Annotated in this window: 21 protein-coding genes and 2 tRNA genes; 12 read left to right on the top strand and 11 right to left on the bottom strand. The window is 68.2% G+C overall.

Going from position 1 to position 25,000, the window contains the following annotated elements; all coding sequences use genetic code 11:
* Positions 1–68: 68 nt before the first annotated feature.
* Genes BACI349Y_RS17505 through BACI349Y_RS17495 form a run of 3 tightly spaced genes read right to left on the bottom strand, consistent with a single transcriptional unit; the run spans position 69 to position 3,118 of the window.
* Positions 69–1,607, bottom strand: a complete 1,539-nt coding sequence (locus BACI349Y_RS17505; protein WP_159633710.1) for a tripartite tricarboxylate transporter permease — start codon at positions 1,605–1,607, stop codon at positions 69–71.
* Positions 1,608–2,111 carry a tripartite tricarboxylate transporter TctB family protein gene (locus BACI349Y_RS17500; protein ID WP_159633707.1) on the bottom strand — a complete coding sequence of 168 codons (504 nt, stop codon included), beginning with the start codon at positions 2,109–2,111 and terminating at the stop codon, positions 1,608–1,610.
* The gene (locus BACI349Y_RS17495; RefSeq protein WP_159633704.1) at positions 2,108–3,118 is read right to left on the bottom strand and encodes a Bug family tripartite tricarboxylate transporter substrate binding protein; all 1,011 of its coding nucleotides are present in this window, start codon (positions 3,116–3,118) and stop codon (positions 2,108–2,110) included. Before BACI349Y_RS17495 ends, BACI349Y_RS17500 begins: the two co-directional genes overlap by 4 nt.
* A 311-nt stretch (positions 3,119–3,429) precedes the next feature.
* On the opposite strand from BACI349Y_RS17495, the gene BACI349Y_RS17490 reads away from it, so the two are divergent.
* Together BACI349Y_RS17490 and BACI349Y_RS17485 are read left to right on the top strand one after the other, a co-directional pair.
* Entirely contained in the window at positions 3,430–5,010 is a 1,581-nt protein-coding gene (locus BACI349Y_RS17490) for a sensor histidine kinase (protein WP_159635873.1), read from the top strand.
* The gene (locus BACI349Y_RS17485) at positions 5,007–5,672 is read left to right on the top strand and encodes a response regulator (protein ID WP_159633701.1); all 666 of its coding nucleotides are present in this window, start codon (positions 5,007–5,009) and stop codon (positions 5,670–5,672) included. Before BACI349Y_RS17490 ends, BACI349Y_RS17485 begins: the two co-directional genes overlap by 4 nt.
* 54 nt (positions 5,673–5,726) lie before the next feature.
* On the opposite strand, the gene hutG is transcribed toward BACI349Y_RS17485, so the two are convergent.
* Positions 5,727–6,680 (bottom strand): formimidoylglutamase, encoded by a 954-nt coding sequence (gene hutG / locus BACI349Y_RS17480; protein WP_159633697.1) that lies wholly within the window; start codon positions 6,678–6,680, stop codon positions 5,727–5,729.
* Between the two features lie 196 nt (positions 6,681–6,876).
* Here hutG and BACI349Y_RS17475 point away from each other — a divergent pair, with 196 nt between their 5' ends.
* Positions 6,877–8,181 (top strand): cation:proton antiporter, encoded by a 1,305-nt coding sequence (locus BACI349Y_RS17475; RefSeq protein ID WP_159633694.1) that lies wholly within the window; start codon positions 6,877–6,879, stop codon positions 8,179–8,181.
* 81 nt (positions 8,182–8,262) lie between these two features.
* Here the strand turns inward: BACI349Y_RS17475 and BACI349Y_RS17470 are convergent, their stop codons facing one another.
* Positions 8,263–9,705: an NCS2 family permease gene (locus tag BACI349Y_RS17470; RefSeq protein ID WP_159633691.1), complete on the bottom strand. Its 1,443-nt coding sequence runs from the start codon at positions 9,703–9,705 to the stop codon at positions 8,263–8,265.
* 111 nt (positions 9,706–9,816) lie between these two features.
* On the opposite strand from BACI349Y_RS17470, the gene BACI349Y_RS17465 reads away from it, so the two are divergent.
* The gene (locus BACI349Y_RS17465) at positions 9,817–10,470 is read left to right on the top strand and encodes a copper resistance CopC family protein (protein WP_159633688.1); all 654 of its coding nucleotides are present in this window, start codon (positions 9,817–9,819) and stop codon (positions 10,468–10,470) included.
* Between the two features lie 55 nt (positions 10,471–10,525).
* Here BACI349Y_RS17465 and BACI349Y_RS17460 read toward each other — a convergent pair whose 3' ends face one another.
* Positions 10,526–11,161, bottom strand: a complete 636-nt coding sequence (locus tag BACI349Y_RS17460) for an NAD(P)-binding protein (RefSeq protein ID WP_159635870.1) — start codon at positions 11,159–11,161, stop codon at positions 10,526–10,528.
* Between the two features lie 425 nt (positions 11,162–11,586).
* Between BACI349Y_RS17460 and BACI349Y_RS17455 the strand changes: the two genes are divergently transcribed.
* From BACI349Y_RS17455 to BACI349Y_RS17435, 5 genes are all read left to right on the top strand, one after another.
* Complete coding sequence (locus tag BACI349Y_RS17455; RefSeq protein ID WP_159633685.1) at positions 11,587–12,627, top strand: universal stress protein; 1,041 nt, start codon at positions 11,587–11,589, stop codon at positions 12,625–12,627.
* Positions 12,628–12,665: 38 nt separating this feature from the next.
* Positions 12,666–15,530, top strand: coding sequence for a PEP/pyruvate-binding domain-containing protein (locus tag BACI349Y_RS17450; RefSeq protein WP_159633682.1), 2,865 nt, complete (start codon positions 12,666–12,668; stop codon positions 15,528–15,530).
* A gap of 84 nt (positions 15,531–15,614) precedes the next feature.
* Positions 15,615–16,766 carry a LolA family protein gene (locus BACI349Y_RS17445; RefSeq protein WP_201302470.1) on the top strand — a complete coding sequence of 384 codons (1,152 nt, stop codon included), beginning with the start codon at positions 15,615–15,617 and terminating at the stop codon, positions 16,764–16,766.
* Between the two features lie 45 nt (positions 16,767–16,811).
* Entirely contained in the window at positions 16,812–17,801 is a 990-nt protein-coding gene (locus BACI349Y_RS17440; protein ID WP_236560900.1) for an ABC transporter ATP-binding protein, read from the top strand.
* Positions 17,791–18,675 (top strand): ABC transporter permease, encoded by an 885-nt coding sequence (locus BACI349Y_RS17435; RefSeq protein ID WP_201302469.1) that lies wholly within the window; start codon positions 17,791–17,793, stop codon positions 18,673–18,675. The genes BACI349Y_RS17440 and BACI349Y_RS17435 overlap by 11 nt, the downstream gene beginning before the upstream one ends.
* Before the next feature lie 48 nt (positions 18,676–18,723).
* Here the strand turns inward: BACI349Y_RS17435 and BACI349Y_RS17430 are convergent, their stop codons facing one another.
* From BACI349Y_RS17430 to BACI349Y_RS17415, 4 genes are all read right to left on the bottom strand, one after another.
* Positions 18,724–20,214 carry a C40 family peptidase gene (locus tag BACI349Y_RS17430; protein ID WP_159633679.1) on the bottom strand — a complete coding sequence of 497 codons (1,491 nt, stop codon included), beginning with the start codon at positions 20,212–20,214 and terminating at the stop codon, positions 18,724–18,726.
* 183 nt (positions 20,215–20,397) lie between these two features.
* The gene (locus tag BACI349Y_RS17425) at positions 20,398–21,318 is read right to left on the bottom strand and encodes a cation diffusion facilitator family transporter (protein WP_159633676.1); all 921 of its coding nucleotides are present in this window, start codon (positions 21,316–21,318) and stop codon (positions 20,398–20,400) included.
* A gap of 10 nt (positions 21,319–21,328) precedes the next feature.
* On the bottom strand, positions 21,329–21,757 hold the full coding sequence (locus BACI349Y_RS17420; RefSeq protein WP_159633673.1) for a metallopeptidase family protein: 429 nt from the start codon (positions 21,755–21,757) through the stop codon (positions 21,329–21,331).
* A 9-nt stretch (positions 21,758–21,766) separates the two neighbouring features.
* The gene (locus BACI349Y_RS17415) at positions 21,767–22,738 is read right to left on the bottom strand and encodes a DMT family transporter (RefSeq protein ID WP_159633670.1); all 972 of its coding nucleotides are present in this window, start codon (positions 22,736–22,738) and stop codon (positions 21,767–21,769) included.
* Between the two features lie 79 nt (positions 22,739–22,817).
* On the opposite strand from BACI349Y_RS17415, the gene BACI349Y_RS17410 reads away from it, so the two are divergent.
* Complete coding sequence (locus BACI349Y_RS17410; RefSeq protein WP_159633667.1) at positions 22,818–23,501, top strand: DsbA family protein; 684 nt, start codon at positions 22,818–22,820, stop codon at positions 23,499–23,501.
* 42 nt (positions 23,502–23,543) lie between these two features.
* Here the strand turns inward: BACI349Y_RS17410 and BACI349Y_RS17405 are convergent, their stop codons facing one another.
* On the bottom strand, positions 23,544–24,560 hold the full coding sequence (locus tag BACI349Y_RS17405; protein ID WP_159633664.1) for a PHP domain-containing protein: 1,017 nt from the start codon (positions 24,558–24,560) through the stop codon (positions 23,544–23,546).
* A 164-nt stretch (positions 24,561–24,724) separates the two neighbouring features.
* On the opposite strand from BACI349Y_RS17405, the gene BACI349Y_RS17400 reads away from it, so the two are divergent.
* A tRNA-Glu gene (locus BACI349Y_RS17400) sits at positions 24,725–24,797 on the top strand.
* A gap of 91 nt (positions 24,798–24,888) precedes the next feature.
* Positions 24,889–24,962: transfer RNA gene (locus BACI349Y_RS17395), tRNA-Asp, on the top strand.
* The last annotated feature ends 38 nt before the right edge of the window (positions 24,963–25,000 follow it).

Raw genomic sequence — 25,000 nt, 5'->3', positions numbered from 1 at the left:
GGTTGCTCCTGTTCTGCGGAGTGGATGGGGCGCTGTTCAGTTACTGGTCGGGTCAGATCCTGGCCGGTTCAGTCACTGTAGTCCGCAGCGCCGGAATTGGCGGGAACCAGCGGTTTGCGCTCCGGACGGTTGCGGCGGATCAGCTTGTAGGCAAAGGGCCACGCCAGGATGAGGGCAATGATGACATAGATGCCGACGGCGATCGGCTCACCCAGGAGCCCTGCCGGGTCCCCCGCGCTCAGCTGCAGGGTCTTGCGGAGCTGCCCTTCGATCCGCGGACCCAGGATCACGCCGAGGATCAGCGGCAGTACGGGAAGGCCGAAGCGCCGCATCATGAACCCGAGTGCGCCCAGGATCAGCAGGATCACCAGGTCGAACGCCTGCAGGTTCACCGAGTAGGCGCCCAGGGTGGCGAAGAACAGGATGCCGGCGTACAGGTACGGTCGGGGCAACTGCAGCAGCTTGGCCCACAGCGGTGCCAGCGGCAGGTTGATGATCAGGAGCAGCAGGTTGCCGATGAACAGGCTGGCGATCAGGGCCCACACCAGGGGCCCCTGGCTTTCGAAGAGCTGCGGACCCGGCTGGATCCCGTAGCTGGTGAAAGCGGCGAGCATCACGGCTGCGGTGGCATTCGTGGGCAGGCCCAGCGCCAGCATGGGGGTCAGGGTACCGGCGGCCGCAGCGTTGTTGGCTGCTTCCGGACCGGCCACGCCTTCGATGGCACCCTTGCCGAACTCTTCCGGGTGCTTGCTGAGGCGCTTTTCGGTCACGTAGGACAGGAACGTGGGGATCTCTGCGCCACCGGCCGGCAGGGCACCGAACGGGAAGCCGAAGGCGGTACCGCGCAGCCACGGCTTCCAGGACCGCTTCCAGTCGGACTTGCCCATCCAGGGCTGGCCCACCGGGATGGCGTGCAGGGGAGTGCGGCGCAGGTGTGCCGCCACCCAGAGTGCCTCGCCCACGGCGAAGATGGCAACGGCCACCACCACGATGTCCAGGCCGTCCGCCAGGAGCGGCTGGCCGAACGTCAGGCGGCGCTGGCCGGTGACGGAATCCATTCCCACCAGGCCGATGGCCAGGCCGAGGCCCAGGGAGGCGAAACCGCGCAGCCGGGACGAGCCGAGCACGGCCGTGACGGCCAGCAGTGCCAGCACCATGATGGCGAAGTAGCTGGGTGCGCCCAGGCTGACGGCGAACTTCACCACGATCGGTGCGCAGACGGCCAGCAGTGCCGTGCCAATGGTGCCGGCAACGAACGAGCCGATGGCCGCCGTCGCAAGCGCCTGCGCCGCCCGGCCCGCCTTGGCCATCTTGTTGCCTTCGATGGCGGTGACCACCGAGGACGATTCACCTGGGGTGTTGAGCAGGATCGAGGTGGTGGAGCCGCCGTACATGCCGCCGTAGTAGATGCCGGCGAACATGATGAAGGCGCTGGTGGGTTCCAGCGCGTAGGTGACGGGAAGCAGCAGGGCGACGGTCATGGCCGGGCCCAGGCCGGGGAGGACGCCGACGGCGGTGCCCAGGATGACGCCGATCACGGCGTACAGGAAATTCATGGGGGTGAGGGCGGTGGCGAAACCGTCCATCAGGGAGGACCAGACGTCCATTTAGAGGATTCCTTCCAGGAGGCCGGCCGGCAGTGCGATGCCCAGGCCGAGGTAGAAGCCGTAGAAGGTCAACAGGGACAGGGCCACGGAGATCAACCCGTCCCGGACAAAGTGGCGGCTGCCCAGGGCCAGGACGCTGCCCCAGAACAGGACCGTTCCGGAGATCACCCAGCCCGCCCAGTCGATGAGCAGGATGTTCAGGATGAAGGCACCCGCCAGCGGCAGGACGGTCTTCCAGTCGGCGGGGTGCGCCAGGTCGACGTCCTCGCCGCCCTCGGCCTCACCCTTGCCGCCGCGCAGGACGTTGATGGCCAGCAGGATTGCGCAGACCACCAGCATCCCGGCGACTATGAACGGGACGGTTTTGGGCCCAACCGGATCAGACTTCGAATACGGGGTTACCAGGCCGTTGGCGTCAAGGAAGACCAGGACGCCGGCCGCCCCGAGCAGGAGTGCAACTCCCAGCTCGGAGCGGCCTTTGAGACCTGTGGTCAGGGATGTCACGCCAACCCAAGCTTGGTGAGGACGTCCGCCACCCGCTTGTCCTGCTCGGTGAGGAAGGTCTTGAACTGGTCGCCGGTGATGAAGGCATCGGTCCAGCTGTGGGTCTTCAGTGCTTCCTTCCAGCCCTCAGTGCCGTGCATCTTCTCCAGGGCTGCGATCAGTGCCGCCTTGTCCTTGTCGCTGATTCCCGGAGGGGCCACCACGCCACGCCAGTTGGTGAACACCAGGTCGATGTTGGATTCCTTGAGCGTGGGTGCGTCCACGCCGTCCAGGCGCTTCTCGCCACTGGTGGCCAGGACCCGGACCTCGCCGGATTCGATCTGCTTCAGGTATTCGCCGGCGCCGGAGGCGGCAAAGCCGAGCTTGTTGCCCAGGATCGCGGGAAGAAGGTCGCCGCCGCCGTCGTAGGAGACGAAGTTGACCTTGGTGGCGTCGATGCCCACGGCACCTGCAAGCTGCATGGGCAGCAGGTGGTCCGGACCGCCGGGGGAGGAGCCGCCGCCTACGGCGATGGAGCCGGGATCGGCCTTCCAGGCCTTTACCAGGTCATCGATGGTCTTGTAAGGCGAATCCTTGCTGACCATGATGGCGCCGGGCTCTTCGATGAGGCGGGCCAGCGGGGTGGTGTCCGTCAGCTTGGACTCGGACTTGTTGGTGTAGCTGGCACCCACAACGCCCAGGCCCATGAGCATGGCAAGGTCGCCGTTGCCCTTTTCGTTGACTATCCGGGCCAGGCCCACGGTGCCGCCGGCACCGGCCAGGTTGAAGACCTCGGTGTTGGTGGAGATCTTCTCGTCATCGAGGACCTTGGCAGCGGCGCGGGCGGTGGTGTCGTAGCCGCCGCCGGGCGTGTTCGGGACCATGATCTGCAGGCCGGTGATGGGTCCGGCGGCAGCGCCGGAGCTTTCCGAGCCCGTGGAGCTCTTGCTGGTGGCACCGCACCCGGTGGCCATCAGGGCGATGCCGGCAGCAACGGCGGCAACGCGCAATGCGCGGATCTGGCGCATGTGTTCCTCTTCTCTCAAAAACAAATCTGGCCAGCACCGGCTGCCTGGTGGCTCCGGTGCCTTGTGGTTCCGATGCTAGGGGCGGCAGTGACGGCGATCACTCTTGTGTACGCAGAGAAAGTTGTGTTCATTGCGTTCACGTTTCCGAATCCCCACAACGGCCCTGCTGCGGGCTTTGGGATATAGTTCCCGGTACCACCTCAGGCCCCCGCGCCCGTATTCCTGCGCGCACCACGGCCTCCCACACGCGCCGGACAACTTCTTGCCCTGCCCGCAACCCCAGGAAGACCATTGTGACTCGACGACGAGGAATGTCCCTCGCGGGCCAGTACCTTCTGCTGCAGTTGCTCATTGTCCTGGCCGTCCTGGTGGGCGTCGTCGCCATCTCCCTGGCGCAGTCCGCTGCGGCGTTCGAACGGATCGAGGGCCGGCGCGCCCTCTCGGCAGCGGAAGCCCTGGGCGGCAACCCCGTGGTGCGTGAGCTCCTCCCGGAAACGGAACCGCGCGGCGGGGCAGTATTGCCCGCGGTGGCCGAGTCCGTGCGGATCGTCTCCGGCTCATCCCGGGTGGCGCTGGCGCGCATCGACCGTACGGTGGTGGCGTCCTCGGATCCCAGCCTCCTGGGCCTCCCGCTGGAGCTGGGTGCAAGCAGGGTGATGGAGGGCCGTGCCTGGACGGGCGTGGTGGGCGGAACCCCTGCGCCGCTCCTGTCGGCTCACGTTCCGGTCCTGGATGACACCGGGCGCATGATCGGGATCGCCTCCATCAGCCGGAACTATCCAACGGTGCTCGAACGCCTGGGCGACGCCGTCCCCAACCTCCTCACTTACCTGGGGGTGGCGAGTGTCCTGGGCATCGCCGGGTCGCTGCTGCTCTCGCGCCGCGTCAAGCGGCAGACCCTTGGCATGGAGCCCAGCGAAATCACCAGCCTGGTGGAAAACCGCGAGGCCATGCTGCACGGCCTCAAGGAGGGCGTTGTGGCGCTGGACCTGCATGAGCGGATCACGGTGGCCAACCACAGCGCGCGTGCCCTGCTGGGCCTCCCGCCCGACTGCGTGGGCAAGCGGGTGGCGGCGCTCGCCGTCGAACCCGCTCTCAAGGAAGTCCTGACCCGCGAGCAGCCCGGGCCCGACCAGTTGGTGCTGGTGGGGGACCGGCTGGTGGTGATGAACCGGGTACCGTTCCAGTCCCGCGGCCGGGTGATCGGCTCGGTGACAACCCTGCGCGACCGGACCGAGCTGTCGGAACTGGAACACGAACTCGGCACCACCCGCACGGCCACGGACACCCTTCGCGCCCAGGCGCACGAGTTCGCCAACCAGCTCCACGTCATCTCCGGCCTGATCCAGATCGGCGAGTACGATTCCGTGGTCCAGTTCGTCAACGGCGCCACCGTGGACCGGACCCGGCTCAACGACGAGGTCACCGCCCGCATCAAGGACCCCGCGCTCGCCGCCCTGCTGATCGCCAAATCGAGCCTCGCCACCGAACGGGGCGCGGCACTGCAGCTGGACCCGGAATCCGTGCTGGACACCGTCGATGACGCGCTGTCCCGGGACCTCACCACCGTGGTGGGGAACCTGGTGGACAACGCGTTCGACGCCGTCACCGGGCTTCCGCAGGCGGCCGTCCGGGTGCGGGTTGACGGCAAAGCCGGGGAAGACGTGGTGGTCACCGTTCGGGATAACGGTCCCGGCGTCCCCAGCGGCTCCACCGACCACATCTTCCGCCAGGGCTTCACCACCAAGGAACCCGGCCCGGCCGGCAGCCGCGGTTTCGGCCTGGCGCTGTCCCGGGTGGTGTGCCGCCGGACTGGCGGAAACCTGGCGGTGGCCAACGATAATGGGGCTGTCTTTACCGCTGTGCTGAAACGAGGGAGTACCCAGCCATGATCAAGGTCCTGATCGTCGATGACGACTTCATGGTGGCCAAGGTGCATGCCGGCTTCATCCAGCGCACGCCGGGCTTCGCCGTGGTGGGCGCGGCGCATACCGGCGCCCAGGCGGTTGCCGAGACTGGACGCCTCCAGCCGGACCTGGTGCTGCTGGACATCCACCTGCCGGACATCAACGGCCTGGACCTGATGCAACGCCTGCGCGCTGTTGCTCCCGAACTGGACGTGCTGGTCATCAGTGCAGCACGGGAGGTTGAAACGGTCCGGAAGGCGCTGCGCGGCGGCATTGTCCATTACCTGATCAAGCCCTTTTCCCAGACAGACCTCCAGGAGCGGCTGGAGCACTACCGCAGCGCCTACCAAAGCCTGGATGCGTCCAAGGATGTGGCCGAACAGTCGGACGTCAACCGGGTGTTCGGCCTGGACCGCGCCGAACGGCCCCTGCCCAAAGGCTGCAGCATCGAGACGCTGAAGCTGGTGGAGGCGGCACTGAACGCTTCAGCCGGTGACGTCTCGGCGGCCGAGATGGCCGAGGAGCTGGGCACGTCCAGGGTCAGCGCCCGCCGCTACCTCGAGTACCTGCACGACGAAGGAACGCTGGACGTGCGGCTCAAGTACGGGGTGGGACGGCCCGAGCGGCGGTACGTGCTCAAGGCCTGACGGGACCCGCGCCCGGGGGCGCCGCCCCGCAGGCCCGCCGCCGCGGGCCAGCCCTCAGCGCAGCAGCGTGTCAATCAGCCGGGCCGCTGTCCTGGCGGTCCGGCCGTCAATGTCGAACGCCGGATTCAGTTCCGCCACGTCCAGGTGCAGCAGCTTCCCGCTTCGGGCCACCTGCCGGCACACCGCCGAAATGACCGGAAGCGGCACGCCATAGGCTGCCGGCGCGCTGACGCCGGGGGCCACCGCGGCGGGCAGTACGTCCAGGTCGATGGTCAGGTACAGGACGTCGATCTCCGCCAGGAACCCTGCAACGAAGTCCTGGACCCGGTTGGGTTCGCAGTCCTCATCCAGCAGGTAGCGGACCCCCAGTTTGTCCGCGGTGTCGAACAGGGCCCGGGTGTTGTTCGGCTCCGAGATCCCGGCGACGGCGTACCGGAATTCGCGTCCAGCGTCCGCTTCCGCGCAAGCCATCTGCAGGAACGGCGTGCCGGAGCTGGCCACCGGCTCGTCGCGGAGGTCGAAGTGGGCATCAAGGTTCAAGACGCCCAGGCGCTGCCCGGTTTGAACCGCGGCTGATGCGCTGACGCCAAGGTAGCTGGCGTAGGCGGTTTCGTGCCCGCCGCCCAGCACCACAGTCTGGTGGCCGGCGTCGAGCAGGGCTGCCAGCACCCGGCCAAGCCGTTCCTGGCCGGCCTCCAGGTCTTCCCCGGAGACCACCACGTCACCAGCGTCGGCCACCGGTCGGTCCAGGTGGAAGGCCAGCGGGCCCAGCGCTTTTCGCAGCGCCGCCGGGGCTGCGGCTGCCCCGGTCCGGCCCTGGTTGCGGCGGACCCCCTCGTCGCTGGAAAATCCCAGCACGGCGGCAGGCCTGCGTCCGGGCGCGGCGGCCCGCAATTCATCGGAGGCGGTGACCGCCTGCCACCAGCGGCGGTGGCCGGGACCATCGCCGTCGAACCTGCCGGTCCAGGGCCGGGGCGGGACGTCGACGGCGGGAAGCTTGAGGAACATGCCTCAAGCTCACCGCATGCCGGGCACGAAAACCAGTGCCGGCGCCGTCGTCCTGTCCGGAATCCAAGAACCCGCGCAACGGGCAGGCCGGACATCGGGTGCCTGGTGCAGGGGTTAAGGTGAGAGCAGCCCACCGGTCCAGGGATGACCTGGCCGCTCCGGATCCACGCACCATTCCAGGCTGGAGAGCCGCTCCATGTTCGAAGCCCCAGATATACTCTTTGCCGCGGCCGGACTGGCCGTGTTCGTCACTGCGGTGCTGCCCAAGCTGCTGCGTGACATGCCGCTGTCCATGCCCATGGTCTTCCTGGGTGCAGGGATGGCAGCCTTCGCGTTGATTCCATCGCTGCCCAACCCCAACCCGGTGGAACACGGCGACTTTGTCATGCACCTTGCGGAGGTCTGCGTGATCATTTCCCTGATGGGCGCGGGGCTGGCCCTGGACCGGCCCGTGGGACGCCGGCGCTGGTCCACCACGTGGCGGCTCCTGGGCATCGCCATGCCGCTCTGCATCGTGGGGCTGACCCTGCTGGGCATGTGGTTCCTGGGCCTGGGGCTCGGTGCGGCCCTGCTGGTGGCGGCCAGCCTGGCGCCCACGGACCCCGTCCTGGCCTCGGAAGTGCAGGTGGGCGAGCCTGCCGACCAGGATGAATCCACGGACAAGGAGGACGAGGTCCGTTTCGGCCTGACATCGGAAGCCGGGCTCAACGACGGGCTGGCGTTCCCGTTCGTCTACCTTGCCATTGCCATCAGCGTTGCCGGAGCGGACCCCTCCGCCTGGTTCGGCGAGTGGTTCGGGCTGGACGTGGTGTGGCGGCTGGCCGTCGGGCTCGTGGTGGGGTTCCTCACCGGAAAGCTGCTCGCCAGGCTGTTCTTCTCGGCCCGTGCCGACAGCCTGCGGCTCTCCAACCACTCGGAGGGCTTTGTGGCCCTGGCGGCGACGTTCCTGGCGTACGGGCTGACGCAGATGGTGGAGGGCTACGGGTTCATAGCGGTGTTCGTCTGTGCCGTGACCATCCGGGCCGCCGAACGGACGCACGGCTACCACCGGGTGCTGCACTCCTACGTGGAGCAGTTGGAACGGCTGCTGACCGTGGTGATCCTGGTCCTCCTTGGCGGTGCCATCGCCCGCGGGCTGCTGGCCGGGATCGGGCTTCCGGAACTGCTGGTGGCGCTTGCTTTCCTGCTGGTGGTGCGGCCGCTGGCGGGCTGGCTGGGCCTGCTGGGTGGCAAGACCGGTCCGCGGGAACGCGTGGCACTGTCCTTCTTTGGCATCCGCGGCATCGGTTCCCTGTACTACCTGGCCTTTGCCCTGGGGGAAGGCCACTTTACGGAGCAGGCGCACTGGCTCTGGTCCTTCATCGGGCTGGTGGTGGCGCTGTCCATCGTGATCCACGGCGCCACCACCTCGCCCCTGATGAACCGGCTGGACAGGCTGCGCCAGAAGAAGGCACTGGCAGTCTCCGGCGACGAGGGACTCGCCCCCAACACCCCCGTCTAGGCCCCCGGCCAGGGAAACCCCGGTGTCAACAAAAAGGGCTGGTACGGCAGACGCCGCACCAGCCCTTTCCCTGCGCAGGTGTTACTTCATCCCCAGGGCCGCCTCGATGGGGCCGATGGCGAAGAACAGCGCGAACGCCGCGGCCACAGCCCACATCAGCGGGTGGATGTCCTTGACCCTGCCCTGGACCGTGCGGATCAGGACGTAGGCGATGAAGCCCGCACCCAGGCCGTTGGCGATGGAGTAGGTGAAGGGCATCAGGGTGAAGGTGAGGAACGCGGGGATGGCGATGCCCCAGTCCTGCCAGTCGATCTTGCCCACCTGGGAGACCATCATGAAGCCCACCACCACCAGTGCCGGGGCCACGGCCTCGAACGGCACCAGGTTGATCAGCGGCGTGAAGAACATGGCCACCAGGAACAGCACGCCGGTGACGATGGAGGCCACGCCCGTGCGGGCGCCTTCGCCGATGCCGGCACCGGCTTCGACGTAGATCTGGTTGGAGGAGACGGAGGCGCCGCCGCCGATGATGGCACCGAGTGCGTCCACCTGGAGCACACGGTCGACGTCGGGAATGTTGCCGTGTTCATCCACCGTGCCGGCCTCGTTGGCCAGGCCCACCATGGTGCCCATGGCGTCAAAGAAGATGCTGAGCAGGATGACGAAGGCCAGCAGCGTGGCGGCCACGAAGCCGAGGTGCTCGAAGGCACCGAACGGGTTGGCCTTGCCGATCAGGGAGAGGTCGGGCGCGGCCCAGCCGGAGAACGCCGGGGCCACCAGGGACCAGCCCTGCGGGTTGAAGTTCTTGCCGTCGAAGCTGGGGCCGATGTGCAGGGTCGTCTCAAGGATGACGGACAGCACCGTGGAGGTGATGATGCCGATCAGGATGGCGCCCTTGACCTTGCGCACCACCAGGGCGATGGTCAGGATCAGGCCGAACACGAACACGGCGGTGGGCCAGCCCAGGAGCTTGCCTTCGAAGCCCAGGCCAACGGGCACGGTGGTGCCTGCGACATCCGGGATGCGGCGCACGAACCCGGCGTTGACCAGGCCGATCAGGGCAATGAACAGGCCGATGCCCACCACGATGGCCGTCTTGAGTCCGTCCGGCACCGCCTTGAACACGGCGGTACGGAAACCGGTGAGGACCAGGATCAGCATGGTGACGCCGGAGAGGACCACCAGGCCCATCATGTCCGGCCAGGTGAGCCCGGGATTGGTGGCCACGGTGACAGCCACGAAGGCGTTGACGCCCAGGCCGGTGGCCAGGGCGAAGGGGTGCCGGCCCCACGCGCCCATGAGGATGGTGAGGATGCCTGCCACCAGCGCGGTCACGGCGGCCACGGCGGGGAAGCCCAGCGTGGTGCCGTTGGAGTCGGGCCCGGACAGGATCAGGGGGTTCAGCACCACGATGTAGCTCATGGCGAAGAACGTGGCGAACCCGCCGCGGATCTCGCGGGAAAGGTTGGAACCGCGCTCGGTGACCCTGAAATACCGGTCCAGGGCAGAGCCTTGCTTAAGCATTAGTCCTCCGGGGAAGTGTGTGGGGATACCTGCATCCTAAGGGAGCGGCGGGGAGTGGGCCGGCAAATTCGCCTAGTCTGTAAGGAAGCCAACACGAGGAGCAGCCCACCCATGCGCCAGGTCCGCCGCCAGTTGCTGAGCCTTGTGCTCGGCTTGTTTGTCCTTGCAGCCGCCGCGCTGGGCCTCGCTGGCCCCGCCTCCGCCCATGACGCTGCCGAGTCCACCAGCCCGGCGCAGGGGGCTGCGCTGGCTGTCCCGCCCGCCGAGGTCTCGGTGACCTTCAGCAACAAGCCGCTGGGCATCGGTTCGTCCTTCTCCATCAAGGATGCCGGCGGCACCGAATGGGCTGATGGCTCCGTGCAGATCGTGGACAACGTGGCCACCCAGAAGCTCCGCCCGGGCGGTCCGGCGGGCACGTACACAGTGGCGTGGCGCGTGGTCAGCTCGGACTCACATCCCATCGAGGGGACGTTCACCTTCACCGCGGCCTCCGGTGCCCCGGGTGCCGCCTCGTCCGGGACACCCACGGCGGGAAGTTCGACGGCGGCGGGTGCGGTCCCTGGCATGGGCACCGCCCAGCCCGGGGTCACGGAAGAACCGTCGGAGCCGGCCGGCGCGGGCGAGCCGTTCCAGTGGAGCATTGTGATTTTTGCGGTAGTGGCCGTGGGGCTGCTGGTGGCGCTGGGCGTCCTGGCCCGCCGCCGGCTCACCGGCGACGGGGACACCGAAGATGACGGGGAGGCCGGGGACAGGGCCGCGGAGTAGCACCCGCCGGCAGGGCCGGTTCCGTCCAGCCCTGCAGCGCGGACCGGCGCCGCAGTCAGCAGCCCAGGGCAGCAAAGCTTCCCGTTGCCGGGAAGACGCCGGTGGACGGAAGGGCGCCGTCCGGGTTGACCTTGGCGGAGATTGCCTGGCCCACCGTCTTGGCCTGGCGCAGCACTTCTTTGGGCGAGGGCGTGATCAGTTCGCCCACTCCCACCAGGTAGATGCCAATGGCCCGCATGGCTGCCGCCACGTTCCGGCCCACGGCAATGCCGAAGTCGTTGAGCATGCGCCGCAACTGGCTGTGGGCGCAACGGGTGAGCACGATGTGGTCCGCCACCAGGATGCCCGTGGGGGTGTGCACCTGCCACTGCGGCGCGGCCTGGTCCGGTGCTTCGAGCATGGTCAGCTGCACCGCCCGGGTGGTGTTCCGCACGTCCACGCTGTGGCTTGCGGCGTAATTGCGCAGGTGGCGCAGGATCTCGTTCCGTTCGCGGAGGGTGCCGCTGTCCGCCGCATCGCAGCGCTGCAATGACGTGGTGTTCGCGGGCTGGGCCTGGCCCAGGATGTCGAGGCCGTCCACCACGATGGAGTCCACCCCATGGCGGCGCAGCTCAGCGGCCACGGCCAGTCCGGACAGGCCCGTGCCAATGACGACAGTGGTGGTCTGTTCGGTCCCGGCAATCCCAGGCATGCTTGACACTACAGTTTCCCTCCTATGGAGCTTCGGCAGGTGCCGGCATCCTCGCCGGCTCGCGTCCCGTTACCCCCAAGCACGGCCGCAGCGCATGGCCGGGACCGTCCTGACAGGAAGAATCAGTTGGCGTCCCGGACCAACAATGTCCTGAAGACTACAGAACAAATGCGGCCGTGGATAGCCCGTGAACGAAATCGTTTCCGTGGCGAGAAGGCGCTTCCCGGAACCCGGCAAAAAGCCTGTGGATAACGTGGCCCATCAGCCCCTGAACAGGCTTGCTAAGCCCTGGGGGACAGAGAATAGTGGGAATCGGGAGCGGTCCTTTTCCTGCCGGTGCCACCGCTGGGCCGGGTGCGCGGAGAGCGGTCCGTTTTCTGGCAGAATAGCCGCAACATCAGGCGTATCGCGAGGAGGCGGCCCCCATGGGCTCACGAGAGTTGCATCCGGACCCGGCCCGGGACGGTGGGGGTGGCGCAACCGCCCCCCACGGCATCGTGGTGGGCGTCGACGGTTCGGACCATGGCCAGTGCGCCCTGGTGTGGGCCGCGCGGGAAGCCCAGCGCCGTCGTCGTCCGCTTCATATCGTCACCGCCTACTCCGTACCGATCTTCGCCGCGTCCGGCCTGGACGGGGGCTACGCCACCGTGGATGATTCCGTCATCCGCGAAGGCGCCGAAGCCATTGCCCGGCAGGCCCTGGAAAAGGTGGCCGCCTACGACGTGGACGTCAGCTCCTCCGTGGAGAACGGCGACGCCGCCGGCGTCCTGCTGGACATCTCCGAAACCGCGGAACTCCTGGTGGTCGGCACCCGCGGCCGCGGCGGCTTTGTGGGCCGGCTCCTGGGATCAGTCAGCAGTGCCTTGCCCGCCCACGCGAAATGCCCCACGGTGACGGTCCCGTTGTTCTGCTCGGACCGGCTCGGTGAGTCCACGGAGGACCGCCGCGTCAAGGCCGAGCAGGCCAGGTCCGGGCACCGGCCGGTGGAGAACGTGGTGGTGGTTGGCGTGGATGGCTCCGAGCAGGCCCGCGTTGCCGTCCTTGAAGCAGCCGACCAGGCCGAACGCCTTGGCGCGTCCCTCCGCGTGGTCTGCGCCGTTCCCCAGTACAGCGGCTCGCTGGCCTGGGTTCCGGCGCCCATGGACCGGAAGGCCCTGTTCGATGACATCCGGGTCACCCTGGAGGCCGGCATGGCCTGGCTCCGCAGCCACTACCCCAACCTGCAGGCCGGCTACGAGCTGAAGGACGGCTCGCCGGTGGACGTGCTCGTCGAGGAAAGCCGGCACGTTGAACTGGTGGTGGTGGGCACCCGCGGACGCGGCGGGTTCACCGGAATGCTCCTGGGCTCAACATCAGACGGGGTGCTCCACCACGCTAAGGGCCCGGTCATGGTGGTCCCGGACCGGGAGGACCCCCGCCTGGCCGACCGCGGGCGGTTCGGACCCATCCTGGGCGACGCCGCCTAGACCGCGCTTTTCCGGGCAGCCGGCGGGGGACCGCGGACATGACGCAGCAGATGACAGCCGGTGAGGAGCCCGACGGGCTGGTGCGCGGCCTGGGCAGCCTGCACTCAGGGATGCTGGCGCTGGTGGGCGGCAAGGCAGCCAACCTAGGGGAGTTGTTGTCCGCCGGCCTGCCGGTTCCGGACGGCTTTTGCCTCACCACCGCCGCGTACCGGCAGGCCATCGGCGCCCCGGATGCCCTGCTTCCCGCGTTGGCAGCGGTTTACGCCACCCTGGAGGAGCCGGCCGGGGCCTCCGCTGGGGACCTTCCCGATGTAGCCGGACTGGCCGCAACGGCACGGGCAGCAATCCTTGCAGCTCCGGTACCGGCAGCCGTAGCCCACGCCGTGGAGAAGGCCTATACGGCACTGGGTCCCGGCGTCGCGGTGGCAGTGAGGTCCTCGGCCACCGCTGAAGACCTCCCCTTCGCCAGCTTCGCCGGCCAGCAGGACACCTTCCTGAACGTCGTGGGAGTGCCCGCGGTGCTGGACGCCGTCCGGAGGTGCTGGGCGTCGCTGTGGACGGACCGGGCAACCGCGTACCGGGCAAGCCTCGGAATCGACCCGGCAGCCGTGTCGCTCGCGGTGGTGGTCCAGCGGATGGTGGACGCCCAGACCGCGGGCGTGATGTTCACGGCGAATCCCCTCACCGGCAGCCGCCGGCAGGTAGTCATCGACGCCAGCCCCGGCCTTGGCGAGGCCGTGGTCTCCGGCGCCGTCAATCCGGACCACTTCGTGGTGGACGCCCTGACCGGCAGGGTGCTGGAACGGAAACCCGGCGATAAGGGTGTGGAGATACGGCCGGTTGCCGGCGGCGGGACCGAAATCCGCCACGTGCAGGCCGCCCAGGGCACCGCATGCCTTCCGGACAGCCAGGTGGCTGGCCTGATGCGGTTGGGGCTGCAGGCCCAAGGGCATTTCGGTGCCCCGCAGGACATCGAGTGGGCCGTCGACGGCGCGGATGGGCTGTGGCTCACGCAGTCCAGGCCCATCACCACGCTCTACCCGGTCCCGGAAAGCAACGGTGCTGCCGGCAGGGTTCCGCAGGCAGCGTCCGCCGTTGGGGGGACCAGGGCCTACCTCTGTTTCAGCCTCGCGCAGGGACTGACGCGGCCGCTGACGCCCATGGGCCTGGCTGCAGTGCGCCTCATCGCTTCCTCCGTCGCCACCGCAGCCGGCTTCCCTGTTCCCGATCCACGGGAAGGGCCGTCCCCCTACGCCGAGGCGGGTCAGCGGATTTACGTCGACTTCACCACTCCCATCCGCAGCACCGTTGGCCGGCGGCTCGTTTCCCGGGTCTTCGACATCATGGAGGCACGGACGGCAACCGTCATGCGGCAGTTGTTCGCGGACCCAGCTTTTTCGGTGACCACCAGGTCGCCCCTCGGGCTGCTGCGCCACGTCGGACCCGCGGCAATCCGCACAGAGGTTCCCACCACCTTCCTCCGTGCGCTGGTCCGCCCCGCTGCCGCCCTCCGCCGGCTGGACCGCTTCACCCGGACGTTCGAGGCGTCCCTGGCTCCCGGCGACGCAGCCGGCGCCCTGGCCCGCCTGGACCACGCCGAGTCCCTCGTGGGATCGCGCCTGTTCCCCATTGTTCCGGCCATCCTCCCCCTTCCCGCCCTGGGCTTCGCGATGCTCGGCGTTGCCGGAAAGCTCGTGGGCGGCAATGCGTGGGACGGGCTGCAGCCGGTGATCCGCGGCCTGCCCAACAACGTCACCACGGAAATGGACCTGGAATTGTGGCACCTGGCGCAGGCGATCCAGGAAGACGCCGAATCACGCACCGCACTGATGGCCCGCGATCCCGCCGCCCTCGCAGCCGCTTTCCAGGCCGGCGAGCTGCCGGCGCGCCTGGACGCGGGCCTCGCCAGGTTCCTGGACAGATACGGCCACCGGGCGGTCGGCGAGATCGACGTCGGACTGCCCCGGTGGTCGGAGGAACCGGAACACATCCTGGGCATCCTCGCCAACTACCTCCGGCTGGACGACCCCGCCCTGGCACCGGACGCCCAGTTCAGCAAAGCCGCCGAGGACGCAGAAGCGCAGGTTGACCGGCTCGTGGCCCGGGCCGCCGCCCGCAGCAGGATCCGGGGACGGCTGGTGCGTGCCGCACTCCGGCGGGCGCGCATGTTCGCCGGCCTGCGGGAGCTGCCGAAGTACCAGCTGGTGCTTGGCCTTGGGGAAGTCCGCCGGCAGCTGCTCCTGGTGGGTACCGAACTGGAACAGGCAGGCACGGTGGAACGGCGGGACGACGTGTTCTTCCTCGATTTCGCGGAGGTCCGCCAGGCATTGACCCGAACAACCGCGGGCAACCCGGCGCCTGCCCCTGACCTGAAGGCACTCGTGGCGGCCCGGCGCCAGGACTACGCCCTGGAGCTCAGGCGCCGGCACATCCCCCGGGTGCTGCTTTCGGACGGCACCGAACCCGAGGCGGCGCGGGCCGCCGGAACCGCCGCGAACGGAATCGGGCCCAACGGAAACCTGGCCAACGGGACCCTGGCCGGCAGCCCGGCCTCGGCCGGGAGGGTGACCGCGGCGGCGCGGGTCATCCTGGATCCCATCGGAGCGCGCCTGGAGCCGGGCGAGATCCTGGTTGCACCGTCCACGGACCCTGGCTGGACTCCGCTGTTCCTGACGGCAGGAGGACTGGTGATGGAGATGGGCGGACCCAACTCCCATGGCGCCGTCGTGGCCAGGGAATACGGCATCCCCGCAGTTGTTGGCGTGGCGGACGCCACCGCCCTGATCAGCACGGGCCAAAAGATTACGGTCGACGGCGGCGCGGGAACGGTAGTGCCGGAACGCACCGGTACCCCGCAAAACGGGAAAGTTCCCAAGGGGACGGACCCACCTGCACGGGCGTAGTCTTGATCCATGGGCTCCAACAGGCTGGATTCCAGCGGACCGTTCCAACACGTACAGGTGCAACGAAACAGCACAAGGCGCAGGATGTGGCTGCGGTGGCTGCCCGCCGTCGCGGCCCCGGTGGCCATTGCCTCCGGTGCCCTGATCGGGTCCCTTCCAGCCGGCGCCAGCAACCCACTGCCGGCAAAGACACCTGCCGAGGTCCTGGAACTGGCGGCCAGCCACCAGGTGCGCACGTTCTCCGGGACAGTTGAGCAGTCCGCTGAACTGGGACTGCCGGAACTCCCGGCTGCCGGCAAGCCGTCCGGGTCTGCGTCCGGACCTGCCTCGGCCGGCAGCGTGGCGTCGGTGATCGAGCTGTTGTCAGGCAAGCACACCGCGCGCATCTACGTGGACGGCAAGGACAAGGCCCGTGTGCAGGTGATGGACCAACTGGCCGAACGGGACGTGGTCCGCCACGGCAGCGACGTCTGGCTCTACTCCTCAAAGGACAATTCGGCAGCCCACCTGTCCCTGCCCCAGCGCACCGAGGACGCTGCCCACACAGAGGATCCCGCGCTTCCGAACGACCCGCACGGCGCACCCGGCATGCACACTCCCGCTGAACTGGCCCAACAGTTCCTGGCCAAGGTGGACCCCAGCACCGCCGTTTCCGTGGGCCCGGACGTTTCCGTTGCAGGGCGCGCCGCCTACAACCTGCTGATCGAGCCCCGCACGGACGCAACGTTGGTAGGCAAGGTGGCCATTGCCGTCGACGGTGCCAGCGGGATGCCGTTGTCAGTCCAGGTGACCGCGCGCGGCGCGGATAAGCCTGCCTTCGCGTCCGGGTTCACCAGCTTCTCGCTGGACGCGCCGGACCCGTCAGTCTTCGCCTTCACCCCGCCGCCGGGCAGCACAGTCAAGGAACTCCCGGTACCGGACAAGTCCCATGACCCCGCCAAGTTCCATGATCCCGCCGATGCCCATGGCCCGGGCGCCATGCACGGTGGTGCCAAGGGGAATGTCTCCATAACCGGCACCGGCTGGGAGACGATGGTGGGCACGGCGGCTGGATCCGCTGCGGCGGCCGCACCACTGCTCCAGGACCCGCTGTTGTCCCAGGCCGCCGTCGCCGTACCCGGTGGCCGGCTGCTGTCCACGGCCCTGCTCAACATCCTGATCACCGACGATGGCCGGATCTTCGCGGGAATGGTGCCGCCGGAGAGGCTGCAGGCCGCAGCAGCAGCGGCCCGGTAGGCCTTGGACGGGCGGGGGAGTGGCAACCGGGCCGGCCCTGGCGCGGTGACTGACGGCCTGGCGATTGAGACGCGGGGCCTCACCAAGCACTTTGGCCAGCAGGCCGCCGTCGACAACGTGGACCTGGCCGTCCCACACGGGACGGTCTTCGGGTTCCTGGGCCCCAACGGCTCCGGCAAGACCACCACCATCCGCATGCTGCTGGGGTTGGCAGCGGCGTCCGCAGGAACGGTGAACCTGCTGGGCCAGGAGATGCCGCAAAGGCTCCACGAGGTGTTGCCGCGCGTGGGCGCCTTGGTGGAAGGCCCGGCCTTCTACCCTTTTCTGTCCGGCGCCGCCAACCTCCATCGACTGGACTCCGCCAGCCCGCATTCAGTGCCCGCCACGCGCAAAGCCCGCGTGCAACAGGCCCTGGAGCGCGTAGGCCTGGAGCACGCGGCGGGGAAACGCGTGCACGCATACTCCTTGGGAATGAAGCAGCGGCTGGGCATAGCCAATGCCCTGCTCTCACGCCGGGACCTGCTGGTGCTGGACGAGCCCACCAATGGGCTGGATCCGCAGGGCACCCGCGAAGTGCGCAACCTGGTGCGCTCCCTGGCACACCAGGGCACCACTGTTTTCGTGTCCAGCCACCTGCTGGCCGAGGTGGACCAGATGTGCACCCACGCTGCCGTCATGAGCGCGGGAAAGCTCGTGGCACAGGGTCCCTTGGCCGAGCTGCGGCAGGCCGGAAGCACCCGCCTGCGGTTGGTAACGCCCGACGGCGGCGCGGCGCGGCAGGTCCTGGCAGGGCTGGGGCTGGCACCCGGCCCGGGGGACCAGGAGGCACAGGCTTCCCAGCGCGCACAGCTGGATGGGGAGACCATTGTTGCGGCGATGGGTGCCGCCGCCGGGCAGCCTGCCGTGCTCCCGGAGGATGTTGTGGCGCACCTGGTGCAGGCCGGCGTCCGCGTCCGGGGCTTCGCCGTCGAGCGTGAAAGCCTTGAAGACCGCTTCGTTGCCCTGACCGGGGAAGGATTCGACGTTGCCCAGTAGCGTTCCCGCGGACATACCGGAAACCGCCAAAACCACCCGGACGGCCGCCGCGCCGCGCGGCCCGGGACTGTCCCTTCTGGGGTCTGAGCTTAAGGTGCTGTTCGGGCGCCGGCGGACCTGGGCGCTGCTCCTGGCGCTCGCCGCCATCCCGGTCCTCATTGCCGTGGCCGTGAAGGTTTCCTCTGCGGTCCCACCGGGGCGGGGTCCTGCGTTCCTCGACCGGATCACCCAGAACGGGCTGTTTGTGGCCTTCACCGCCATGCTGGTCTCCGTCCCGTTGTTCATGCCGCTCGCAGTGGGGGTGGTGGCGGGGGACACGATCGCCGGGGAGGCCAACCTGGGGACCCTCCGGTACCTCCTGGTGGCGCCGGCAGGGCGGGTGCGGCTCCTGTTGGTCAAGTATGCGGGGGCGCTGGCCTTCTGCATCGTGGCTCCGCTCACCGTTGGATTGGCGGGCGCGGCGATTGGTGCGGCGCTGTTCCCGGTCGGCCCGGTGACACTGCTCTCCGGCGGGGTGGTCCAGCCCGCCGAGGCTGCCCTGCGGATAGTGCTCATCGCCGCCTACCTGGCGGTGTCGCTGGCCGGGCTGTCGGCGATCGGACTGTTCCTGTCCACCATGACGGTGGTTCCGGTTGGGGCGATGGCCGCAACGGTGGTGGTCTCGGTGGTTTCGCAGGTCGCGGACCAGCTTCCGCAGTTGGACTGGCTGCACCCGTGGCTCTTCAGCCACTACTGGCTTGGTTTCGCCGACATGCTCCGCCAGCCCGTGGTGTGGGATTCATTCCTGGACAATGCCCTGCTCCAGGCCGGCTACGTGGCAGTGTTCGGCGCGCTCGCCTATGGCCGCTTCGTCACCAAGGACATCCTGAGCTGACGATGGCGGCGGGAGCCTTCAGGTTCCGCCGCGCGCCCAGTGCGCTGGTCAGTAGCGGGCGGCGTACGGATACAGGTCCATGCCCACCATTGAGCTGATGCTGGAAACCATGATGCCTTCCTGCGGGTTCAGCGCCTGCACCACCTGGCCGTTCCCCAGATAGATGGCCACATGGTAGAAGTTCGGCGCGGAACCCCAGACCAGCAGGTCGCCGCGGCGGGCCTGGGAGATGGGAACGTGGACCGGGGCGGCGGCATACTGCTGGGATGCGGTGCGGGGAAGGTACGTTCCGGCCGCAGCGAAGGCATTCTGCACCAGGCCCGAGCAGTCAAAGCCGTACACGCCCGTGCCGCCCCACTGATAGAAGTACGGCGCGCCCACCTTCCCCAGGGCAACCGAAATGGCTGCCTCATACGTGCCCGAGCCAGTGGGAGGCGCGGGAGCCGGAGCCGGAGCTGGAGCCGGGGGCGGGGCGGGCGCCGGTGCCGGTGCCGGAGCAGGGGCTGGCGCGGCGGGTGCAGGTGCCGGGGCTGCCGGAGCAGGAGCCGGCGCCACTGGGGCCGGAGCCGGAGCAGCAGGCGCTGGACCGGCCGGTGCCGGGGCCGGCGCTGCAGGGGCCGTGTCCTGGCCGCCGCCGTTCCGTGCGGCGGGCCGGTTTTGGGCGGCGTTGTCCTGAGCTGACTTCTCCTGGGCTGCCTTTTCCTGCTCTGCCTTCTCCCGGGCGGCCTGGTCCGCGGCGGCGGACAAGGCAGCAAGGCGTGCCTCTTCGCGTTGCCGCTCAAGGGCATCCACCCTTGCCGATTCGAGCGCCACAGTCGTGTTGCGGAGCTGGGCCAACTGGTCCACCAGGATGGTCCGCTGTGCCTTGGCATCGGCAACGGCTTTGACCTGCGCGGCGTTGGCCTGTTCCGCCTGGGACTTCCGTTGCTCGGCCGTCTTTGCAGCGTCATCGGCGGCTTTGGTGGCGTCCTCTGCGGCGGCGGTCAGGGAACGGTAGGCCGTGGCAGCAGCGTCCGCAGCCTCAAAGGCCCGGCTGCGGCTGGCAGAAAGCGCCTCAAGCGTGGCGGCCTGCTGCAGGCTTTCGCTGCCGCTGGCCAGCGTTCCCAGGGTGGGGTTCAGGCCGCCATTGCGGTACAGGTCACCGGCGAGCTGTCCCACCTGCTTCCGGGTTTTGTCCTGCTGGTCGCGCGCGGAAGAGGCCTTGGCAGCCGCAACTGACGCCGCTTCGGTCCGCTGCTGCAGCTCCACGAGCGCCTCGCTGTAGGAGTTGTTGGCCTGCATGGCCACCGCGAAGGCTGCCTGTTGGGCTGTGGAGGCATCCGCCAGAATGCGCTCAATCGCGGTGACCTGGTCCGCCGTCGCGGCTTCACTTGCTTTCGCTGCTGCGATATCGTCCGGCGAGGGAATCGCTGGCGACGCCGGAAAGGCCACGGGGGCCGATGGCGCCGGCACCGCCAGCGCGGGTGTTGCCACGGATGCAAAGAGTACGACGGCGGCGCACAGCGCAGCGGTCCTGCGGCCGGATCCGGGTAAAGCCATCTGCAGAGACCTCGCAACGGTAAGACTGGGAGTGAGGTTCTGGATGCGGCACGACCGTGCCCCTCAGCTGCTCGCCAGCAGTCCGAGGCTACGTGACCTTTTGCACATTGGCAACAACAGTCACATCAATAACATAAACCACAAGCGTGTCATTCTCCGGTGAATTCCACGCGTGTGTCGGGGTCAGGCGTGTTGATGTTCCTCGTGCTCTGAGTGGCTCGCAGGCTCCAGCTGGAAGGTGCAGTGGTCGGTATCGAAATGGGAACCCAGGCACGTGATCAGCTTGTCCAGCAACTGGTCGGCGCCCCGTGCGTTGAGCACGCCGTCCTCCACCACCACATGTGCCGAGAAGACGGGGACACCGGACGTGATGGTCCAGATGTGGATGTCGTGGACATCGGTCACGCCGGCAACCGAGAGGATGTGCTCGCGGATCATTTGCACCTCCACTCCCTTCGGACTGGCCTCCAGCAGGACATCCACCACGTCGCGCAGCAGGCTCCAGGCCCGCGGCAGGATCATCAGCGCGATAAGGACGGAAGCGATGGTGTCCGCTGCCTGGAAACCGGTGGCCATGATGACGACGGCGGCAATGATGACGGCCACCGAGCCCAGGAGGTCGCCCAGCACCTCCAGGTAGGCGCCACGGATGTTCAGGCTTTGATCCTGCGCCCCACGCAGGATCAGCAGCGATACGAGGTTCGCCACGGCGCCGAGGATGGCCGCAAACAGCATGATGTCCGTCTGCACTTCCGGCGGTGCCCCGAACCGGCGGATGGCCTCCGTGAAAATCACCACGGAGATCACGATCAGGATCAGTGCATTCGCCAACGCCGCGAGCACCTCTGCCCGCTGGTAGCCGTAGGTCCGCTGGTCGCTCGCCGGGCGGCCGGCGATCCAGGCGGCAAGCAGGGCGATGGTGACGCCGGCCGCGTCGGAGAGCATATGGCCGGCGTCCGCCAGCAGGGACAGCGAACCGGACAGCACCGCTCCCACGATCTGGATGAGGACGACGCCGAGCGTGATCCCCAGGACGGCCACCAGCCGTTTCCGGTGCCGTCCGGTGGCGGTGATTCCGTGGCTGTGGCTGTGGTCGTGTCCCATGCTTACAAGGCTAGCCCCAGCCCAGCTCGTGCAGCCGGTCATCGGAAATGCCGAAGTGGTGCGCGATTTCATGGACCACCGTGACGGCCACTTCGTGGATCACGTCCTCCCGGGAGGCGCAGATCTCCAGGATGGGTTCGCGGAAGATGGTGATCCGGTCGGGAAGGGAACCGGCGTCCCACCATGAATCGCGTTCGGTCAGCGGGACGCCTTCGTACAGCCCCAGCAGGACGGTGTCCGGATCTTCCCCCGGGCCGGGCACGTAGTCGTCGTCGATGAAGACTGCCACGTTGTCCATGGCACGGGCCAGCCGGTCCGGGATGCTGGCCAGGGCATCCTCGACGGCCACCTCGAATTCGTCAGCTGACATGGTGAACCCGGACGGTTCGTGCGGGCCGTCGGGAACGATGGGCAGTCCCGGCGGGAGGCTGGCTGGCATACCCCGACTCTAGCGCCCGGGCCGCTGGCCGGGTGCCCGCGTCCTGCGCCGGGTCAGCCCTACGCCCACCAGGCACACCAGCCCGCCCACCAGTCCCCAGGCGGTGGGGATTTCACCGAGCAGCAGCCAGGAGATGAGCACCGTGGTCCCGGGCACCAGGTAGGTGGTGGCGGCCAGCTTCCCGGCGTCCACCAGGGACAGGGCGTAAGCCCAGGTGGTAAAGGCAATGGCCGTGGGAAAGATGCCCAGGTACACCAGCGCCCAGGTGGCCTCCGGGGGAGCGGCCTGCACTTCGGACGCCAACTGCCCGGCGAACGGCAGGCAGCAGGCCGCGCCCACGATGATGCCGAACCAGGTGGCCTGCGCCGCCGGGAACTTCCGCACCACCGGCTTCTGGATGATGACGCTGACTGCGGCGAGCACCGCCGCAAGGAGGCAAAGCGCCACGCCTGCCAGGTCCGCCGTCGAACTTTCCCCGGGGCCGCGCGGCTGTCCGGAACCCAGGGCGATCAGTGCAACACCCGCGAAGGCCACCGTGCTGCCGATGAGCAGCCAGCGGGGAAAGCCCTCCTTGAGGAAGATGCCGGCCATGATGGCCACCAGGATCGGGTTGACGTTGATCAGCAGGGCGCTGGTGCCGGCATCAAGGATGTGTTCGGCGGCGTTCAGGGCAACGTTGTAGCCGCCGAACCACATCACGCCATAGGCCAGGATGGGCAGCCATTCGCGCCCCCTGGGCAGCACCCGGCTCCTGAGCAGCTGCGGCACCACCAGGAACGCGAGGACGACGGCGGCGACCGCCAGCCTGCCGAGCGTCAGGGATCCGGGGGAGAAGTGCGGCCCGATGGCGCGGATGCCGACGAACGCGGAGGCCCACAGCACCACGGTAACCACCATGGCCGCCACGCCAAGGGCGTTCACGGGCGTGGGTGCTGCAGCGGGGGAAGCCAGGGACTGGCGGGCGGGGCTGGTGGAAGGCATGAATCAAATGTACGGCTGCTGCAGGCACCGAACTGGCGGAAATCGGCCATGTGGGTGCCCGCGGGCTAGGATGCGGACCATGTCCTCTCCTTCGGCTCCCGGCCGTGACACCCCGCGCCTTGTCAGGAAGATCATCTGGATCGCCTTGGCTCTCATCGTCCTGGGCGGCGTTGCCTGGTACGCCATCTTTGCCGCAACGAAGCCCCAGCAGGCGGCGCCACCGTCCGCGGGTGCTGAGCAACTTGTCCGTGCCGACAGCCACCGCCTCACTGCGCCTGCCGAGGAGAAGGCCCGGCTGGTGGAGTTCCTGGACTTCGAGTGCCCGTCCTGCGGTGCAGTCCATCCTTTCGTGGAGGAGCTCAAGGCGGAGTTCGGGGACAGGATTACGTTTGTCAACAGGTACTTCCCGCTCTCTGCGCACCCCAATTCCGGCCAGGCTGCCCTGGCGGCGGAAGCGGCCGCGCAGCAGGGCCAGTACCAGCAGATGGCCGCCAAGCTTTTCGAAAACCAGTCCCAGTGGGCCGGCAGCCAGCAGTCCCAGGCGCCGCTGTTCCGCACCTACGCCGGGCAGCTGGGGCTGGACCTGGCGCAGTTCGATGCCGTCGTGGCCGACCAGAAGACCGAGGACCGCATCCTGGCCGACATCGCGGACGGCAATGCCCTCGGCGTCAACGGCACACCCACGTTCTTCCTCAACGGCGAGAAGCTCACGCTGTCCACCAAGGCGGACTTCCGCCAGAAGCTGGCAGACGCCGTCAAGTAGCGGCGGTCAGCCCCGCTGACGCCGCCCCGAAGCGAGGCCGCCCTACTTTGTGCCGGCCCAGGCGAGCAGCTTGTCCACCGGCCAAGTGGTGATGATCCGGTCTGCCGGAACGTTGTTGCGGGCTGCCCGTTCGGCACCGTACTGCAGGAAATCCAGCTGTCCCGGTGCGTGGGCGTCACTGTCGATCGAGAACAGGCACCCCGCTTCCAGGGCCAGCTGGATCAGGGCATCGGGCGGGTCCTGCCGCTCCGGGCGGGAATTGATCTCCACGGCAACGTTGTGTTCCGCGCACGCTGCGAAGACTTCCTTGGCATCGAATTCCGACGGCGGCCGCGTCCCGCGCGAGCCCTCAACGAGCCGTCCCGTGCAATGGCCAAGGATGTTGGTCTGCGGAGACCGGATGCCCCCGAGCATGCGGGTGGTCATGGTTTTCCGGTCCGCACGGAGCTTCGAGTGGACGCTGGCCACCACGATGTCCAGGCGGTCCAGCAGCTCCGGTTCCTGGTCCAGGCTGCCGGATTCCAGGATGTCCACCTCGATGCCCGTCAGCAGCCGGGTGGCCCCGCCGTTGCTGTTGATGCCTGCCACCACGTCCAGCTGCTCCCGCAGGCGCCCGGCGGACAGCCCGTTGGCGATGGTGAGGTTGGGGGAGTGGTCGGTCAGGGCCAGGTATTCGCGGCCCAGCACCTCAGCGGCCGCCACCATCAGCTCAATGGGGGAGCCGCCGTCGGACCATTCGCTGTGGCTGTGCAGGTCGCCACGCAGCGCCGCCCGGAGCTCCGTTCCGCCCGATGCCAGCGGCTGGGCACCCTTCTCCCTGAGGTCCGCCAGGTAGTCAGGGACCTGTCCGTCCACGGCCTGCCGGATCACCGCGTAGGTCCGGTCGCCGATTCCCTTCATGGATTTGAGCCGGCCGCTCCGGGCGCGTTCGGCTACTTCCGCGGGGCCGAGGGGGCTGATGGCGGCGGCCGCCTTCCGGAAGGCCTGGACCTTGAACGTGGCCGCGCGTCCGCGCTCCAGCCAGAAAGCGATCTCATTGAGCGCGTCGACGGCATCCATCCGTCCATCTTGACCCGTCCCGGGGCCAAACGGCGGGGTTTTTCGCCGATTTTGGAATATTCCCGGTTAGCCCCTATAGTTTTAGAGTCCAGTTCGGAGAAACGCAGAGGACAAAGACGGAAAGCCCCGCTTGACGCCTTTTATTTTGTTCCGAACGGGTTCTGGCCCCCATCGTCTAGCGGCCTAGGACACCGCCCTTTCACGGCGGCGGCACGGGTTCGAATCCCGTTGGGGGTACGCAAGGAACTGGTCAAACAGGCTAAAAAAGTCTGGTAGGCTGGAAGCCTTGAAAAAAGCGGTAGAGATACTGCAAAAGCAAGAAAAGCAAGGCCCTGTAGCGCAGTTGGTTAGCGCGCCGCCCTGTCACGGCGGAGGTCGCGGGTTCAAGTCCCGTCAGGGTCGCTCTGATTGTTGGAAGAAATTCCGGCTGTCATGGTGAC

Source organism: Arthrobacter sp. 8AJ (genome assembly GCF_902506025.1).
Classification (GTDB): Bacteria; Actinomycetota; Actinomycetes; order Actinomycetales; family Micrococcaceae; genus Arthrobacter.
Note: the sequence above shows the minus strand (reverse complement) of the source record. Positions and strands in the feature narration are given on the sequence as shown.

Coding starts and splice junctions, on each gene's coding strand:
- BACI349Y_RS17415 (WP_159633670.1), bottom strand. CDS start 22,738: ATGCCTTCCACCAGCCCCGCCCGCCAGTCCCTGGCTTCCCCCGCTGCA.
- hutG (WP_159633697.1), bottom strand. CDS start 6,680: ATGTTCCTCAAGCTTCCCGCCGTCGACGTCCCGCCCCGGCCCTGGACC.
- BACI349Y_RS17410 (WP_159633667.1), top strand. CDS start 22,818: ATGTCCTCTCCTTCGGCTCCCGGCCGTGACACCCCGCGCCTTGTCAGG.
- BACI349Y_RS17475 (WP_159633694.1), top strand. CDS start 6,877: ATGTTCGAAGCCCCAGATATACTCTTTGCCGCGGCCGGACTGGCCGTG.
- BACI349Y_RS17485 (WP_159633701.1), top strand. CDS start 5,007: ATGATCAAGGTCCTGATCGTCGATGACGACTTCATGGTGGCCAAGGTG.
- BACI349Y_RS17445 (WP_201302470.1), top strand. CDS start 15,615: ATGTGGCTGCGGTGGCTGCCCGCCGTCGCGGCCCCGGTGGCCATTGCC.
- BACI349Y_RS17490 (WP_159635873.1), top strand. CDS start 3,430: ATGTCCCTCGCGGGCCAGTACCTTCTGCTGCAGTTGCTCATTGTCCTG.
- BACI349Y_RS17420 (WP_159633673.1), bottom strand. CDS start 21,757: ATGCCAGCCAGCCTCCCGCCGGGACTGCCCATCGTTCCCGACGGCCCG.
- BACI349Y_RS17495 (WP_159633704.1), bottom strand. CDS start 3,118: ATGCGCCAGATCCGCGCATTGCGCGTTGCCGCCGTTGCTGCCGGCATC.
- BACI349Y_RS17505 (WP_159633710.1), bottom strand. CDS start 1,607: ATGGACGTCTGGTCCTCCCTGATGGACGGTTTCGCCACCGCCCTCACC.
- BACI349Y_RS17470 (WP_159633691.1), bottom strand. CDS start 9,705: ATGCTTAAGCAAGGCTCTGCCCTGGACCGGTATTTCAGGGTCACCGAG.
- BACI349Y_RS17460 (WP_159635870.1), bottom strand. CDS start 11,161: ATGCCTGGGATTGCCGGGACCGAACAGACCACCACTGTCGTCATTGGC.
- BACI349Y_RS17425 (WP_159633676.1), bottom strand. CDS start 21,318: ATGGGACACGACCACAGCCACAGCCACGGAATCACCGCCACCGGACGG.
- BACI349Y_RS17455 (WP_159633685.1), top strand. CDS start 11,587: ATGGGCTCACGAGAGTTGCATCCGGACCCGGCCCGGGACGGTGGGGGT.
- BACI349Y_RS17430 (WP_159633679.1), bottom strand. CDS start 20,214: ATGGCTTTACCCGGATCCGGCCGCAGGACCGCTGCGCTGTGCGCCGCC.
- BACI349Y_RS17465 (WP_159633688.1), top strand. CDS start 9,817: ATGCGCCAGGTCCGCCGCCAGTTGCTGAGCCTTGTGCTCGGCTTGTTT.
- BACI349Y_RS17450 (WP_159633682.1), top strand. CDS start 12,666: ATGACGCAGCAGATGACAGCCGGTGAGGAGCCCGACGGGCTGGTGCGC.
- BACI349Y_RS17405 (WP_159633664.1), bottom strand. CDS start 24,560: ATGGATGCCGTCGACGCGCTCAATGAGATCGCTTTCTGGCTGGAGCGC.